The sequence below is a fragment of the Achromobacter sp. SLBN-14 genome, assembly GCF_006715415.1.
GTDB classification, from domain to species: Bacteria; Pseudomonadota; Gammaproteobacteria; order Burkholderiales; family Burkholderiaceae_B; genus Achromobacter; species Achromobacter mucicolens.
The window spans coordinates 1,292,295-1,308,317 of the sequence record NZ_VFNE01000001.1 but is presented as its reverse complement, the minus strand read 5'-3'; the positions used below and the strand labels follow the sequence as shown (position 1 = coordinate 1,308,317).

At 65.9% G+C, this 16,023-nt stretch carries 14 protein-coding genes and 1 riboswitch; of the genes, 9 read left to right on the top strand and 5 right to left on the bottom strand.

Annotated features, from left to right (window positions below):
- The first annotated feature begins 143 nt into the window (after positions 1–143).
- A riboswitch (yybP-ykoY riboswitch) is annotated at positions 144–334 on the top strand.
- 43 nt (positions 335–377) lie between these two features.
- From FBY20_RS06000 to FBY20_RS05980, 5 genes are all read left to right on the top strand, one after another.
- Entirely contained in the window at positions 378–1,382 is a 1,005-nt protein-coding gene (locus FBY20_RS06000) for a sodium:calcium antiporter (RefSeq protein WP_056321193.1), read from the top strand.
- Positions 1,383–1,823: 441 nt separating this feature from the next.
- Positions 1,824–2,156 (top strand): hypothetical protein, encoded by a 333-nt coding sequence (locus tag FBY20_RS05995; RefSeq protein ID WP_062840354.1) that lies wholly within the window; start codon positions 1,824–1,826, stop codon positions 2,154–2,156.
- A gap of 430 nt (positions 2,157–2,586) precedes the next feature.
- Entirely contained in the window at positions 2,587–5,385 is a 2,799-nt protein-coding gene (mgtA, locus tag FBY20_RS05990) for a magnesium-translocating P-type ATPase (protein WP_142050710.1), read from the top strand.
- Positions 5,386–5,438: 53 nt separating this feature from the next.
- Positions 5,439–6,542: a porin gene (locus FBY20_RS05985; RefSeq protein WP_142050702.1), complete on the top strand. Its 1,104-nt coding sequence runs from the start codon at positions 5,439–5,441 to the stop codon at positions 6,540–6,542.
- A 107-nt stretch (positions 6,543–6,649) separates the two neighbouring features.
- Positions 6,650–7,522 (top strand): cytochrome c oxidase assembly protein, encoded by an 873-nt coding sequence (locus FBY20_RS05980; protein ID WP_142050699.1) that lies wholly within the window; start codon positions 6,650–6,652, stop codon positions 7,520–7,522.
- Between the two features lie 52 nt (positions 7,523–7,574).
- Here the strand turns inward: FBY20_RS05980 and galU are convergent, their stop codons facing one another.
- Positions 7,575–8,426 carry a UTP--glucose-1-phosphate uridylyltransferase GalU gene (gene galU / locus FBY20_RS05975; RefSeq protein ID WP_056322690.1) on the bottom strand — a complete coding sequence of 284 codons (852 nt, stop codon included), beginning with the start codon at positions 8,424–8,426 and terminating at the stop codon, positions 7,575–7,577.
- Between the two features lie 56 nt (positions 8,427–8,482).
- On the opposite strand from galU, the gene FBY20_RS05970 reads away from it, so the two are divergent.
- The gene (locus tag FBY20_RS05970; RefSeq protein ID WP_128830065.1) at positions 8,483–10,006 is read left to right on the top strand and encodes a M48 family metalloprotease; all 1,524 of its coding nucleotides are present in this window, start codon (positions 8,483–8,485) and stop codon (positions 10,004–10,006) included.
- A gap of 88 nt (positions 10,007–10,094) precedes the next feature.
- On the opposite strand, the gene FBY20_RS05965 is transcribed toward FBY20_RS05970, so the two are convergent.
- The 4 genes from FBY20_RS05965 to FBY20_RS05950 form a co-directional block, all read right to left on the bottom strand.
- A complete protein-coding gene (locus FBY20_RS05965; RefSeq protein WP_142050696.1) occupies positions 10,095–11,195 on the bottom strand; it encodes a YheT family hydrolase in 1,101 nt (366 codons plus the stop codon).
- Between the two features lie 17 nt (positions 11,196–11,212).
- Positions 11,213–11,635: a nuclear transport factor 2 family protein gene (locus FBY20_RS05960; RefSeq protein WP_056321209.1), complete on the bottom strand. Its 423-nt coding sequence runs from the start codon at positions 11,633–11,635 to the stop codon at positions 11,213–11,215.
- Between the two features lie 39 nt (positions 11,636–11,674).
- On the bottom strand, positions 11,675–11,893 hold the full coding sequence (locus FBY20_RS05955) for a zinc-finger domain-containing protein (RefSeq protein WP_056321210.1): 219 nt from the start codon (positions 11,891–11,893) through the stop codon (positions 11,675–11,677).
- A gap of 89 nt (positions 11,894–11,982) precedes the next feature.
- Positions 11,983–12,903 (bottom strand): branched-chain amino acid transaminase, encoded by a 921-nt coding sequence (locus FBY20_RS05950; protein WP_056321213.1) that lies wholly within the window; start codon positions 12,901–12,903, stop codon positions 11,983–11,985.
- 231 nt (positions 12,904–13,134) lie between these two features.
- Here FBY20_RS05950 and FBY20_RS05945 point away from each other — a divergent pair, with 231 nt between their 5' ends.
- The 3 genes from FBY20_RS05945 (at position 13,135) to FBY20_RS05935 (ending at position 15,972) form a co-directional block, all read left to right on the top strand.
- Entirely contained in the window at positions 13,135–13,884 is a 750-nt protein-coding gene (locus FBY20_RS05945) for an AzlC family ABC transporter permease (RefSeq protein WP_056321216.1), read from the top strand.
- Positions 13,881–14,216: an AzlD domain-containing protein gene (locus tag FBY20_RS05940; protein ID WP_056321218.1), complete on the top strand. Its 336-nt coding sequence runs from the start codon at positions 13,881–13,883 to the stop codon at positions 14,214–14,216. The genes FBY20_RS05945 and FBY20_RS05940 overlap by 4 nt, the downstream gene beginning before the upstream one ends.
- A gap of 283 nt (positions 14,217–14,499) precedes the next feature.
- The gene (locus FBY20_RS05935; RefSeq protein WP_142050693.1) at positions 14,500–15,972 is read left to right on the top strand and encodes a DEAD/DEAH box helicase; all 1,473 of its coding nucleotides are present in this window, start codon (positions 14,500–14,502) and stop codon (positions 15,970–15,972) included.
- The last annotated feature ends 51 nt before the right edge of the window (positions 15,973–16,023 follow it).

Below are 16,023 nucleotides of genomic sequence, written 5' to 3'. Positions count from 1 at the left end.
CGGGCGGGCCGGGCGCGCAGCCCCGGCAAGGGCGGAAGATGGGGCTACTTTACCTGCCATCCCGCGAATGCAACACCCCGTGGCGTATCCGCGTTGGCCGTGCGGCGATGACTGGACAACGTGCCGGCCGCTGCTACAATCGCCGCTCTGTCATTGGGGAGTAGCCATCCTTTGTCCCCAAAGGAGTCAGCGTCAACAGACTTGGTGGTTCAGTGCTGCGGAGCAGCCGCTAGAACCCCATGGCGCTGACGGCACCCACGTCCGGCTTGCAGCCGCGTGGATCAGCCAGGCGAGACCTTTGGCCGCGTAGCGTTCACCCTTGGCCGGGCGAGCCGCTGCGTCGCGCCAATGGTATCCGCTCGTCCGGCCGCATTCCCATGTTGCTCACCCTTTTTCTGTTCTTCCTGTCCGCGGCAGTGATCTACGTCGCGTGCGAGTTCTTCGTCAATGGCGTCGAATGGGTCGGTCACCGCTTCCAACTGGGCGCGACCGCCACCGGCACCGTGCTCGCCGCCTTCGGCACCGCGCTGCCGGAAAGCGCGGTCACCTTCATGGCCGTGGTCTTCGGCGATACCCCCGAACAAAAAGACATCGGCGTCGGCGCCGCGATGGGCGGTCCCCTGGTGCTTGCCACGCTGGCCTATGCGGTCGTCGGCCTGGCCCTGTGGCGCGCCCGCCGCGGCAAGCCCACGCAGGCGAACTGTATCAACGCGGACCAGCGCCGGCTGGCCCGCGACCAGGCCTGGTTCATGGGCATCTTCATCTTCAAGGTGGGCCTGGGCCTGCTGGCCTTTGCCTGGAAGCCCTGGCTGGGCTTCGTGTTCCTGGTCACCTATGCGCTCTACATCAAGCGTGAGCTCAGCAACGACGAGGCATCCCTGGACAGCGATGACCTCGAACCCCTGAAACTGCGGCCGCGCGACGAGGACCCCTCCATGTTCTGGGCCGTCACGCAGACGGTCATGGCGCTGGTCGTGATCGCCGGCGCCTCGCACGTGTTCGTGAACCAGATCGAACTGCTGGGCATCGCCATGGGCGCCTCGCCCCACGTGGCCGCGCTGCTGCTGGCCCCGGTGGCCACCGAGCTGCCGGAGATCATGAATGCGCTGATCTGGGTGCGCCAGGGCAAGGAACGCCTGGCGCTGGCCAACATTTCGGGCGCCATGATGATCCAGGCCACGATCCCCAGCGCGCTGGGCATCTTCATGACGCCGTGGCTGCTGGACGCCCCGCTGCTCGCGGCGGGCTTTTTCACGATGCTGTCGATCGGACTGCTGTGGCTGCGTTTCCGCCGGTCTGCCATGAGCGTGCCGGCGCTGTCGGCGGTGGGCGGGCTGTACGCGATTTTCGCGGGCTACCTGGGCTGGCACTTTTACGGGTAAAGACGGGCAGGCCGGGCAGGCGCGCGCGTCTGTCCGGCCTTGGCGCTTTTCTGCGTCAAAAATGCACCCAACCCTTGTCCATCAGTACAAACCCGCGTAAACTTTCGCTGTTTTCCATCCCAGGAGCAGTCTTCGTGAATACCGATTCCGGCGAAAGTTGTCGATCTTGCATCGACGTCGCTGTCTGACAGGATCCACGCAGAACTCCGTCTGCCGCATCCTGTCATTCAGCAGGTTGCGGTGTATCCCAGGCGCCAGGCTTCAGCCCGGCCAGTAGCGCAGGCTCTCGGCCTGCCGGGACTCTCCCCAACGTAAACCGCCAGAACCGCCGCTAGTCGCAGCGCCAGCGTTCGTGCACGTTCGTCGTGTCCGCCGCCAGGGCGCTGTCCGGCTGCGCACGTGTTCGCGATCACGCTCCGCCTTCTTGTCATGGAGGTCGTTATGCGTTTCTTCGACTTGTTCCTGCGCCGTGCCGGCGTGGACCGCGCCACCGCCCTGGGCCGCCGCCGCGGCACTTCCCGGCTGACGGTGATCTGTCCGCGCGGCGAGCTCGGCGCACTGCGCAAGCAGATCTGCCTTGACTTCAGCGCCGCTGGCCTGGACGTCGCCCAAGTGCAGGTCGACCAAGGCCAGGATCCCGATCTCGCGTCGGCTTGCATCACGATCAATTGCCCGCCCGAACTGCGGGCTGAATTGATGACGCAAGCGCGCCGTTTGAGCGCCAATCCCGCTGTGCGCCACGTGCATTTCGGCGCGCAGGCCGCGATGGCCTGAACCCCCCAAACATTTCCTTCCCCCGGAGAAATCATGCCTAGCGCCTTAGACCCAGAGCCTCGAACGCGCCCTGTGCGCGGCTCCGGCATGCCTATCTGACCCGTCACTCACTGCGAGCCGACTGGCCGGATAGACATCCCGGTCCGTACGGAACCCGCAGCCTGGAATCCCCGGCCCCGCCCGCGTCCTGCGAGCATCGGCGTCCGGTCCCGGTTCCACAGCCCGCTTCCCTTCCGTTTTCCGCACCCGGCGCGCTATAGACGCGATCCGGACACCGGCAACATTGCTCCGGCGCCTTCGCACGCCCGTCAGTGGCGGCCTCACGGCATTTCCCAGGAAACGCCGCGGTCCGCTGCTGCCTGCGCGCGGCCGCCACCGGCAGGGTCGTCCGTGTCTCCCGCAACAACACCAATAAATGCGGAGCACTCCCATGTTTGCTTTCCTGAAATCCTTTTTTTCCTCCGCCGCGCGTCTGCGCCGCACCGGCCGGCACTTTCGCCGCGCCCCCATCCTTGAACAAGGCGCGGACAACGCCGCGGTTTCCTCCGAAGCCGCCCGCCGCGCCAGCCTGCGCATGGTCGAGACGTCCCGGCTGGGCTTCGATTCCCTGTTCGAGCGGTTCGGCAGCGGCTGGGGCGGGCTGTCCGACGCCCAGGCGCAGGCCGCCCGCGAACGGCATGGCGCCAATGAAGTCGACCACGAGAAGCCGCTTTCCTGGCCGCATCACCTGTGGCTGTCCTATCGCAATCCGTTCAACCTGCTGCTGACCGCGCTGGCGGTCCTGTCATGGCTGACCGACGTGCGCATGGCGGCGCCCGAGGACCAGTCGTGGACGGCCGTTGCGATCATCGGCTCGATGGTGCTGATCTCGACGGTGCTGCGCTTTGTGCAGGAGCAGCGTTCGAACCGCGCCGCCGAAGCCCTGAAGGCGATGGTGCGCAACACCGCGACGGTTCTGCGCAGCGATGCCGGATCGCCTGACGCGGGCAATGGCCGGCGCTTCTTTGGCGCGGCCTTGCACGCCACCGGGTCGCAACAGCGTGAAGTGCCGCTGGCCGATCTGGTGCCCGGCGACGTCGTGCTGCTCTCCGCCGGCGACATGGTCCCCGCCGACTGCCGCATTCTGAACGCCAAGGACCTCTTCGTGGCGCAGGCCGCGCTGACGGGCGAATCGCTGCCTGTTGAAAAGCACATGTCCCCGCGCGTGCAGTCGGCCAACCCGCTCGAACTGGAGAACATGGCCTTCATGGGCACCAACGTGGTCAGCGGCGCGGGCAGCGCGCTGGTGGTGGCGACCGGCTCGGACACGTACTTCGGCCAGTTGGCTGGCCGCGTCACGCAGACCTCGCGCGCGCCCACGCAATTCCAGCAAGGCATCAACCGCGTGAGCTGGATCCTGATCCGGTTCATGCTGGTGATGGCGCCGGTGGTGATGCTGATCAACGGCTTTACCAAGGGCGACTGGTTGGAGGCGCTGCTGTTCGCGCTTGCCATCGCCGTGGGTTTGACGCCCGAAATGCTGCCCATGATCGTCACGGCCACGCTTGCCAAGGGAGCCGTGCGCATGTCCCGCCGCAAGGTCGTCGTCAAGCGTCTGGACGCGATCCAGAACCTGGGCGCCATGAACGTGCTGTGCACCGACAAGACCGGCACGCTGACGCAGGACCGCATCGTGCTCGAGCGCCACACCGACGTCTATGGCGCGGCCAGCGACGACGTGCTGGCCTATGCCTACCTGAACAGCTACTACCAGACGGGCCTGAAGAACCTGCTGGACGTGGCCGTGCTGGAGCATGCGGAAGTGGCGCGCAGCCTGGACCTGGCGGGCCGCTACCGCAAGATCGACGAGATTCCGTTCGACTTCTCGCGCCGCCGCATGTCCGTGGTGGTGAACGAGACCGAAAACGGCCGCGACCACCACGAACTGATCTGCAAGGGAGCGCTAGAGGAAATGCTGGAAGCCTGCACGCGTCTGCGCGTGGGCAGCGAAGTGCATCCGCTGACCGACGCGCGCCGCGCCGACATCCGTCACGTGACGGCCGGTCTGAACCGGGAGGGCCTGCGCGTCATTGCGGTCGCCGTGAAGGAACTGCCTCCCACGCAGCAGGCCTACGGCGTGGCGGACGAATCCGACCTGGTGTTGGTGGGATACATCGCATTCCTGGATCCGCCCAAGGAGTCGACGGGGCCCGCGCTGGCCGCGTTGAAGGACTCGGGCATCGAGGTCAAGGTGCTGACCGGCGACGTCGAGCTCGTCACCCGCAAGGTCTGCCGCGAGGTGGGACTGGACGTGCGCAAGGTGTACCTGGGCGCCGAGATCGAGGCGATGGACGACGCCGAGCTGGCGGTCGCCGTGCGCGAGGCCAACGTGTTTGCCCGGCTGGCGCCGATTCACAAGGAACGCATCGTTCGCAGCCTGCGCGCGCAGGGCGACACGGTGGGCTTCATGGGAGACGGCATCAACGACGCCCCGGCGCTGCGCGCGGCGGACGTGGGCATCTCGGTGGATTCCGCGGTGGATATCTCGAAGGAGGCCGCCGACATCATCCTGCTGGAAAAGAGCCTGATGGTGCTGGAGGACGGCGTGATCGAAGGCCGCAAGACCTTCTGCAACATGCTCAAGTACCTGAAGATGACGGCCAGCTCGAATTTCGGCAATGTGTTTTCGGTGCTGGTCGCCAGCGCCTTCCTGCCCTTTCTGCCGATGCTGCCCATCCATCTGCTGCTGCAGAACCTGATGTACGACATCTCGCAGACGGCGATTCCGTTTGACAATGTCGACGAAGAATTGCTGAAGCAGCCGCAGCGCTGGGATCCGGAAGGCCTGGGCCGATTCATGGTGTTCTTCGGTCCGATCAGCTCGATCTTCGATATCGCGATGTACGCCGTCATGTGGTTCGTGTTCCAGGCCAATTCGCCCGAGCATCAGACGCTGTTCCAGTCCGGCTGGTTTGTCGAGGGCCTGTTGTCGCAGACGCTGATCGTGCATATGATCCGCACTCGCCGCATTCCTTTCCTGCAAAGCCGCGCGTCCTGGCCCCTGATGGGAATGACGCTGATGGTGATCACGTTGGGGCTGGTGCTGCCGTTCTCGCCGCTGGCGGAGTACTTCCAGTTGCAGGCGCTGCCCTGGAGCTACTTCCCCTGGCTGGTCGGCATCCTCCTGGGATATTGCGTGCTGACGCAGACGCTCAAGCACTTCTGGGTCCGCCGCTACGGCTGGCAGTAGGCTGATGCAACCGGCGGCGGGCTCCGCGCCCGCCGTCAACGCAAGGAAAGATCATGAGAATTGCATTTTTCGCCGCCTTGGCGGCGGCCGGCCTGATGCCTTCCTGCGCGGCGGTGGCCGCGGATGGCGGCACCAGCGTGCAGCTGTACGGCGTTGTGGACGCCGGCGTTGCCGTGACCCGGGTGTCGGGGCAGGGCAGCCAAAGCGGCCTGCTGAACGGCGGCCTGACCGACTCGCTGTGGGGCCTGCAGGGGACGGAAGACCTGGGCTCCGGGTGGGCCGCCAGCTTCCAGCTTGAAAGCGGCTTTGACCCGTCCAGCGGCGCCGCGGCCGACAGCAGCCGGCTCTTCAACTATGGCGCCTGGGTCGGCTTGGCCCATGCCAGCTACGGCGACCTGCGCCTTGGCCGCCAGTACACGGTCGGCCACACCTATGGCAACGCGCTTGAGATCGCCTCGTGGAAAGACATGGGCATGGGGGCGACCTTCAAGGCGTCCGACAATTACCAATTCAGCAACATGGTGAACTGGTATTCCCCGCAATGGCAGGGGTTCCAGGCCGGGGTCGGCTATGCCTTCGACGCGGATGGACAGGACCAATTTCGCACCAACCAGAACACTCGTGCGATCAGTCTCGGCCTGAAGTATGAGGACGGGCCGCTCCTGGCCGTGGCCACCTGGGAACAATTGCGCCTGGCCACCCCGCCCGCGCAGGCGGGCGGGCGTCCGCAGGCGTTCCAGGTGGGCGCCTCGTACGACTTCGAGGTGGTCAAGGTGTCGCTTGCCTGGTCGCGCCAGCGCAACGGTTATGTGGGGCTGGACGGCGGCGACCCCGACGGACTGGGCCTCGGGCTGGGACCCGCGGCCTTCGTGCAGGGCGGCACGGTCGACGCCTGGCTGGTCGGGGTCAGTGTTCCGGCCGGGTCGGGCGCCGTCCTGGTGCAATGGTCGCTGGCCCGGCCCGACTGGCGTTGGGACAACGGCATGACGGCGCGCAATGCGCAGGTTGCGACGCTGGGCTATACCTACGACCTGTCCCCGCGCACGACGCTTTACGCCTTCGCCGGCTACGCGTCGAACTACACGCTGGATAACCAGTTCGACCCCGGCAACGCCCACACCACGCGCATCGGCACGGGCGTGTCACACCGTTTCTGACACGTTCCAGCCCGGGCCGGCGCCCGGCAGCGCGCGATGGCGGGGTCTACTACAATCGCCGAAAGACGGCGCCGGGCGCCGGCCCTTGTCTTCGCGTCGTTTCTCGGATGGCACGCATGGATAGTCTCGAATGGCTCGTACCCTGGGAGTTCTCTCCCACGCTGGTGGCTTCCTTCCTGGTGGCCATCGTGCTGTTCGTACGCGGCCAGCGGGTCCACCACGTCACGCGCGCGCGCCAGATCCTTTTCTGGACGGGGATGGTCCTCCTGTACCTGTCCCTGCACACCCGGCTCGACTACTACGCCGAGCGCATGTTTTTCATCCATCGCATCCAGCATCTGGTGCTGCACCATCTTGGGCCGCTGCTCGTCATGGCGGCCTTCCCGGGGCAGGTGATGCGGGCGGGATTGCCGATGCGGTGGCGTTTGCGGCTGCGCGATTTCCTGCGCACCGGCACGGGCCGGGCCACGGTGGCGGTGCTGACCCACAAGATCTTCGTGCCTGCGCTTTTCGTGTTCCTGGTGCTGATCTGGCTGATTCCGTCGGTGCAGTTCTACTCGATGCTCGACTGGCGTCTTTACCGCCTCATGAACTGGTCGGTCGTGATCAGCGGGTTCATGTACTGGAACCTGATCCTGGACCGCCGTCCCGCGCCCCCCGCGGCCATGTCGCCCGGCGGACGCGTCATTTCGCCCGTGGCGACCATGCTGCCGCAAATGGTGGCGGGCGCCGTCATCGCCTTCACGGAAAGCGACATCTATCCGCTCTTTGAGCTATGCGGGCGGGCGATCGCCATGTCGGCGCAAACCGACCAGACGATCGGCGGGCTGACCATGTGGATTCCTGCCGCGCTCGTTGAGGTGATCGGGCTGATGGTGGCGTTGGGCACACTGATGCGCCTGTCGGCCAAGGGGCGGCTGCGCAAGGCGGACCGCGATGCGCGCGCGCGCGCCAAGTCGGGCGCGGCGCTGTCTTCCTGAACCCGGCGGGGAACGCGGCACTGATGTGCCCATTCCCGCCAGGCCGCGCCGGTCACTCCGGCAGCAGGCCGTGATACTTCTTGCCCAGCGCCACGGTGGCCTGGAACATCCCCGCCTTGTTGCCGCAGTCGTAGCGCACGCCATCGAAGCGGTGCGCATAGACCTCGCGCTCGCGCATCAGCGAGGCGATGCCGTCGGTCAACTGGATTTCATTGCCCGCGCCCATCTTGGTCGAGCGCAGATGGTCGAAGATCGCCGCTTCCAGCACGTAGCGGCCCACCACGGCCAGCGTCGAGGGCGCGGCTTCGGGATCCGGCTTTTCAACGATGTGCGTGACGCGTTCGGTGCGGCCATCCGCCTGCGTGTCGCCCGTGTGCGTGGCCACGATGCCGTACTTGCGGGTGTCGGCGCGCGGCACGTCCTGCACACCCAGCACGCTGGCGTTGCGCGCCACGGCGACGTCCACAAGCTGCTTCATCGCGGGCGTATCGGCGTCGATCAGGTCGTCGGCCAGCAGGACCGCAAAGGGCTCGTCGCCCACGGCGGGGGCGGCCGACAGCACGGCATGGCCCAGGCCCAGCGGGGCCGATTGGCGAATATAGAGGCAATTGACGTGCGCGGGTAGAATGCCTCGCACCATCGCCAGCAGTTCATGCTTGCCCTTGCTTTCCAGGTCGGATTCCAGCTCGGGCGCGGAGTCGAAATGATCTTCGATGGCGCGCTTGTTTCGGCCAGTCACGAATATGAGATCGGTAATCCCCGCGGCGACGGCTTCTTCCACCGCGTACTGAATGAGGGGCTTGTCGACCACGGGCAGCATTTCCTTGGGCATCGCCTTAGTGGCGGGCAGGAAGCGGGTGCCCATGCCGGCGACAGGGAAAACGGCTTTACGGACGGGACGCATTGAGACCTCGTTGAGGATTCGATGAAACATTTTAAGCTCATCGCTATCATAGGCTTATGAACCGCAGGAAAATGCCATCCATTTGCTCGATTGCGAAACGGGGCGCGATCGCGAGCCTTTGCGCGGCGCTCGCCATGCCCGTGGCTCCCGTCACGGCGTGGGCGCAGCCGGTCGGGCTGCCTTCCATGGGCGCCGCCTCGTCGTCCGACCTGTCGCCCATGCTGGAGCGCACGCTGGGCGAAGCGATCATGGCGCAGGGCCGCCGCGACCCTTCCTATATCGATGATTCCGAACTCAGCCAGTACCTCACGACGATGGGGCGCAAGCTTGCGGCGTTTGCGCCGGGCGGCGTGCCCGAGGTCGAGATGTTCGGCGTGCGGGATCCCGAGATCAACGCGTTCGCGATGCCGGGCGGCTTCATCGGGATCAATACGGGCCTGATCGTGTCGTCGGCCAGCGAATCCGAACTGGCCGCCGTGGTGGCCCACGAAATCGGACACGTCGTGCAGCGCCACATTGCGCGCGGCATGACCCAGCAGAACCAGAACGGCATGCTGATGCTGGCCAGCCTGGCGGGCGCGCTGCTGGCGGCGTTGGCGGGCGGCGGCGGCAACCTGTCGATGGGCGTGGCCGCCTTCGGGCAGGCGGCGGCCATCAACCGCCAACTGGGATTCTCGCGCGACGCGGAACGCGAGGCCGACCGCGCTGGCTTGCAGATGCTGACGAAGGCTGGCTACGACGCCGACGGCATGTCTCAGATGTTCGCGCGCCTGATGAACGCATCGCGCCTGAACGAAGGCGCGGGCGGCGGCTCGTGGGCCAGCACCCACCCGTTGTCGATCGAGCGTATGTCGGACGTGCAGAACCGCGCCCGCGCGCTGCCGGCCTCGCGGCATCTGGACAGCGACGACTTCTGGTACATCCGCGCCAAGATGCGCGTGGTGCAGGGCCGCGACACGGTCGGTCTGCGCACGGCCGGCCAGCAGTTGCAGGACGAGGCCCAGGCCCTCTCGGGCGTGCGGCAGTCCGCCGCGTATTACGGGCTGGCCCTGCAGAACTTCCAGCGCAACAACCTGCCGGAAGCGGAGCGCTACTGGAACCTGGCTTCCGCCAATGGCCGCAGTTCGCCGCAGCTGGCAAAGCTTGCTGTGGATATCGCGCTGGCGCGCAAGGATTATCCGCAGGCGATGTCGCTTGCCCAGGCGGGCACCAAGCGCTATCCCGATCATCGCGCGCTGGGCATTGCCTACGCCCAGGCGCTGCAGGCCAATGGCCGGCACGCCGAGGCGCAGGATTACCTGCGCGAGAAGATCAAGCAGTGGGGCAGCGACGAACCGAGCCTGTATCAGATGCTGGCGCAAAGCGAAGAGCGCAACGGCAAGCCGGTGCAGGCGCGCCGCGACCTGGCCCGCTACTACGTCATGACGGGTGCGTACGCCGCCGCGGAGTCGCAGCTGCAGCAGGCACGCGGCCTGTCCAACGACTTCTACGAGCAGTCGCAGATCGACGTGCAGATCAAGGAAGTCAAGGACAAGCTGGCCGAAGAGCGCCGGCTGCTCGAGCGCTTCAAGTCAGGTTGATACAAGGGGTCTGACACCTTGAGACAGCGTCGCAAGTCTGCGGTTGGATCTCGGGGGTGTCAGACACCTACTGAGCTGGCCGCAGCTTTTACAGCCCGGTTTCGAAGAACCGTCCCAGGCGCTGGGGCAGCCAGTTCAGGTGCCCCGGAAAGCTGCCCGTGGGAAAGCCCGCGTGCCCGCCATCGGAAGGTTGATGCAGCAGGATGCCCGGCGCGCAGTCTTCCGGCTTGGGCAGCGAGGCGGCCGGGATGAACGGGTCGTTGCGCGCGTTGAGCACCAGCGTCGGCACGGCGATCTTCGGCAGCCACGGCTTGCTGGACGCGCGCGTCCAGTAATCCAGCGCATTGCGAAAGCCGTGCATCGGCGCGGTGTAGGTGTCGTCGAATTCGCGCAGGTCGTGCGCATGCGCGATCCGCATGACATCGATGGAACCGGGAAAACGATGCGCTTTTTCCAGCACCTTGTGCTTGAGCGTCTTCAGGAAGTGCGCCGTGTAGACGCGCCGGTTGAAGATGCCGGTCGACAGCGTCTTGCCGCAGGCGACCAGATCCAGCGGCGCCGACACGCCGGCGCAGGCGGTCAGCCAGGTGGTGTCTTCCTGGTGTTCTCCCAGATACTTCAGCAGCGCGTTGCCGCCCAATGACACGCCGACGGCGTGCCAGCGCGCGTGCGGAATGCGCTGGCGCACGGTGTTCAGCAGGAAGCCCACCTCGGCCGAGTCGCCGGAGTAATACGCGCGGGCCAGGCGGTTGGGCACACCCGAGCAACCCCTAAAGTGCGCGATCACCACGATCCAGCCGCGTGCCCGGAAGTAATGCGCGATGGACTGCGCATAGCGGCTGTTGCTGCCGCCTTCCAGGCCGTGGAACAGGATCAGGGCAGGGGTGTCGGGGGTTTGCGGCAGCGACTTCCAGTCGGCGTCCGTCATCCAGCGTGCCGCGGCGGTCTTGCCGTTGCCGACCGGGCGTTGCCCGCTTACCGGCGCACCGTCGGCGGCCTTGTGCGGAAACAGCCCAGGGCCGGTCCAGTCGAAATCGACGAAGTCCGTGTCCGGCGTGTCGACGCGGTCGCGCACGAATGCGATGCGGTGATACTGCGCGAACAGGGCGGCGTAGACCGTCTGGCTGTCGCCCCCGGGAAGCCAGGGCGGGACGGGGCAGGGCGTTGTATCAAGACGAGCAGGGGCCAACTGGGAATCCACCCGGGTCAATGAAGCATGTCGGGCACGTCGTGCAGGTCGAGCACCCCGGCTTCCGAGGGCGCCTGCGAGGCATGGTGCATGACCATGCGCCAGCCGGTGGGGCCCTTGTGGTAGATGTTGGTGGCGTAGCAGTTGGCGAACTGCGTGCCCTCACGCGTGCGCACCGCCACCTGTTCGACCAGGACGTGCACCGCGCACATCATGCTGAGCATGACGAGCGGGCGCAGCGGACGCACATGCAGCGGACCGTTGGACAGCACCTGTTGCCAGGACTCGTGCACCGCGGAATGACCGACGACGCGCAGGCCTCCCGGATGGATGCATACGACTTCCTCGTCGTCGGCCCAGACCTGCATCAGGCGGACGGCGTCCGCCTGCTCAAGGGCTTCGTAGAACGCGTGTTCTGCTTCTTCGGGCGTGGCGAACATGGCTGCTGAAACGGTTAAGCGTGTTGTGGGGCGGCGAGGTCAGTGGTGGCCGTGCAGCACCGTGCCCGCCTTCAGGCGGTACTCGGCGCCACAGTAGGCGCAGCTTGCGGAACCCGTGCGGGCCACATCCAGGAAGACGCGGGGGTGCATGCTCCAGAGCGGGGCCTTGGGGCCGGGACAGAACACGGGCAGGTCTTCAGCGCCGACCTCGATGACTTCGTGAGCGCGGGAGACGGCGGCCGGGGCAGCAGCGGTCATGAATATTCCTGAAAAAAGAACCGATGAACGGCAGGTTGAAACAATGATGCGGTCTTGCTGGGCAAAAGCGCGCCAATCAGAATTGAAAATCAGACTTTACTTAGCCAGTGATGGTACTTCGGGTTGCGGCCATTCACCACGTCAAAAAACGCGTTCTGCAATTGTTCGGTGACTGGACCGCGCCGGCCCGAGCCGATCCGCCGGTTGTCGACTTCGCGGATGGGCGTGACTTCAGCGGCCGTGCCGGTGAAGAAGGCCTCGTCCGCGATGTAGACGTCGTCGCGCGTCAGGCGCTTGGTCAACACGCGCAGGCCCAGGTCGGCCGCCAAGGCGTGAATGGTGGAGCGGGTGATGCCCGTCAGCGCCGAGGCGATCTCGGGCTCGCAGAGCACCCCGTCCTTGACGATGAACAGGTTCTCGCCGGAGCCTTCGGCGACAAAGCCGTCGGTGTCCAGCAGCAGGGCCTCGTCGTAGCCGTCCTGCAGGGCTTCGGTGTTGGCGAGGATGGAATTGGCGTACGTGGTGGCGACCTTGGCGCGCGGCATGGTGACATTCACATGCTGGCGCGCGAACGACGACACCTTCACGCGGATGCCGTTGGACAGCGCCTCTTCGCCCAGGTACGCGCCCCACGGCCAGGCCGCGATGGCCACGTGCACCCGCGCGCCCTTGGGCGACACGCCCATTTTTTCGGGACCGTAGAACACGAGGGGACGCAGGTAGCCGGATTCCAGCTGGTTTTCGCGCACGACCATCCGTTGGGCTTCGTTGATCGTGTCGCGATCGAACGGCATGGGGATCTGGTAGATGTGCGCCGAATTGAAGAGCCGGTTGGTGTGGTCTTCGAGGCGGAAGATGGCGGTGCCGAGCGTGGAGCGATACGCGCGCACGCCTTCGAACACGGACAGCCCGTAGTGCAGCGAATGCGTCAGGACATGCGTGGTCGCGTCTCGCCATGGAACGAGCTTGCCGTCATACCAGATGAAACCGTCGCGGTCAGCCATCGACATGGTCTTCTCCACACAGTGCGCGCCAGACCTGCCGCCGCGCGCCAGGCCCCAAGGGCTCAAGAATCTTGAGGGCGTTATTGTATCAAGCAGCGAGGTTACAATACGCGCCTATTCGCGCACCGGTCTGGGGCCAACGCCCTTGCAGCATGATGCCGGCGGGCGAACGGGCCGTCGCGTGTTCATTCCATAGAGTTTCCATGTCGTCCTGTCTGCATCGCCAGGGGCCAGCCGTTGTCCTCTGAATCCGCGCTTCCTGAATCCGAAGACCCAGGCCTGGTTCGCCAGGAACGCCTGACCGCCTTTCGCGCCGGCGTCCACGCCATCGTGCCCGCCCTCATCGCCACCGCGACGTGGGGCCTGGTGACCGGCGTGGCTATGGTCAAGTCCGGACTGACCGAATCCATGGCGCTCGCCATGACGCTGCTGCTGTACGCCGGCTCGGCCCAGCTCACTTCGTTGCCCCTGATCGCGGCGGGCGCGCCGCTGTGGCTGATCTTCGCCGCCGGCTGCGTGGTCAACCTGCGTTTCATCATCTTCGGCGCGGCCTTGCAACCGTACTTCCGCCATCTGTCCTGGCCCAAGCGCCTGGGACTCGGCTATTTCACGACCGACATGGGCTTCGTGCTCTTTATGCCGCGCTTTGGCGACTCGGTCGAGCGCGGCACGCGCGAGCAGCTCTGGTTCTTCCTGGGCTCCATCGTGCCAGGCTGGCTGGTCTGGCAGTCCTCGTCGATCATCGGGATTTATCTGGGCGCCCAGGTGCCGACCAATTGGTCCCTGGATTTCGCCGCCGTGCTGGCGCTGCTGGCCATCACGGTGCCGCTGGCCAGCTCCAAGCCCATGCTGGTGTCCATGCTGGCGGCCGGCGTCGTCGCCTGGGTGGGGCAAGCCATGCCCTTGCGCCTGGGACTGGCCGCGGCGGTCATCTCCGGCGTCATCGCCGGCATGTGGGCCGAACGCTTCTTCAAGGCGCGTGCATGACGAATTGGTCCTGGGAACTCTACGTCTATTCCGCCATTCTGCTGCTCGCGCTGTGCAGCGTCCTGACCCGGGCCGGCTTCATGCTGTTTGGCGACTACATTCCGTTGTCCGACAATGTGCGGCGCGCCTTGCGCTATGCGCCCGCCGCCGCGCTCACCGCCATCGTGGTCCCGGATCTGCTGCCCTGGAAAGCCGGACTTGGCCCCGTGTTCGATTACAAGCTGGTCGCCGGTCTGGTCGCCATTCTGGTCTTTCTGCGCACGCGCAGCGCTGTATTGGTCATCGTGGTTGGCATGCTGGTGCTCTGGGGTTTGCGCTGGCTGGCCGGCTGACGGCCACGATTTCCCCGCCGATATGTCCACCTGATGGACGCTCGCGGTGTCTTTTTCGCCTCGGCGGGCGCTTTGAACGCGCGGCTAACCGGCCGTTGAATGGTCCGTTTGACCGTGTGGTAGGGCGGCTGCGCTAAAATTCATCAATCCACAGCAATCCGGGCCTGGTACTGCCCACATAAGTATCGACTCCAGCATGGTTGCCCCGATGCTTATGTAGTGCAGTGCATGCAGCACTCTCGTTTTGTTCTTTTTCACTGGTCCCGGTACTTGCCTAACCCTGATGACTGAATCCACTCAAACCGTAGCACCCACCGCTGACGCGCCCGCGCCGACGTTCGACGATTTCGGGTTGCACCCCCTGTTGTTGCAGTCCATCTCCGAAACCGGCTACACCACCCCGACGCCCATCCAGGCGCAAGCCATTCCCGTGGTGGTGTCGGGCCGCGACGTCATGGGCGCCGCCCAGACCGGCACCGGCAAGACGGCGGCGTTCACGGTCCCGATCCTGCATCGCCTCATGCCGCTGGCCAACACCAGCGCTTCGCCCGCCCGGCATCCGGTGCGCGCGCTGATCCTGGCGCCCACGCGCGAACTCGCGGACCAGGTCTTCGAGAGCGTCAAGCGCTACAGCAAGAAGACGCCGCTGCGCTCGGCCGTGGTGTTCGGCGGCGTGGATATCGGTCCGCAAAAGGAAGCGCTGCGCCGCGGCTGCGAAGTGCTGGTCGCCACGCCGGGCCGTCTGCTCGATCACGTTGAACAGAAGAACGTGAACCTCAGCCAGGTCGGCATCCTGGTGCTGGACGAAGCGGACCGCATGCTCGACATGGGCTTCCTGCCCGATCTGGAACGCATCATCCGCCTGCTGCCCGCGCAGCGTCAGGGCCTCTTGTTCTCGGCCACGTTCAGCAACGAGATCCGCAAGCTGGGCCGGTCGTACCTGAACCACCCCGTCGAAATCGAAGTGGCGGCGCGCAACGCCACCGCCACGACCATCACGCAGATCGCCTACAAGATGACCAGCGACGCCAAGCGCGCCGCCGTCGTGCATCTGGTGAAGTCGCGCGGCCTCAATCAGGTCATCGTCTTCTCGAACACCAAGATCGGCACCGCACGCCTGGCGCGCGACCTGGAGCGTGACGGCGTCAAGGCCGAATCGATCCACGGCGACAAGACCCAGGCCGACCGCATGAAGGCCCTTGAGGCCTTCAAGGCCGGCGAACTCGAAGTGTTGGTCGCCACCGACGTGGCCGCGCGCGGCCTGGATGTGGCGGGCGTGCCTTGCGTCATCAACTACGACCTGCCGTACAACGCCGAAGACTACGTGCACCGCATCGGCCGCACGGGCCGCGCGGGCGCATCGGGCGAAGCCATTGCGCTGTTCACCGCCGACGAAGAGCGGTTCCTGCTCGACATCGAAAAGCTCATCAAGCGCGAAGTGCCGCGCGGCACGCTCGACGTGCCGGCCGACCTTATCGCGCGCAGCCATCGCCGCAGCGACAGCACCTCGCATTCGCGCGAAGGGCGCGAAGGCGGCCGCGAAAGCCGCGGCGACCGGGGCCGTTCTTCCGAGCGCCGTTCCAGTCACCATGCCGGCGGCTCGCGCCAACCCGTGGACGACTTCTTCTTCAAGCCTTACGAGCCCTCGACGCCCGCCGCGCCGGCCGAAGAACAGGAATCGCGCGGCAACGCCACGCCGTCTTCCGCGCCCAAGCGCCAACTGGCCGTTCTGCTTGGCGGCAGCCGCAAGCCCTGATCGCAATCGGGTTCCGGCCCATGAAAAAACCCGCAAGGCCAGCCGGCGTTG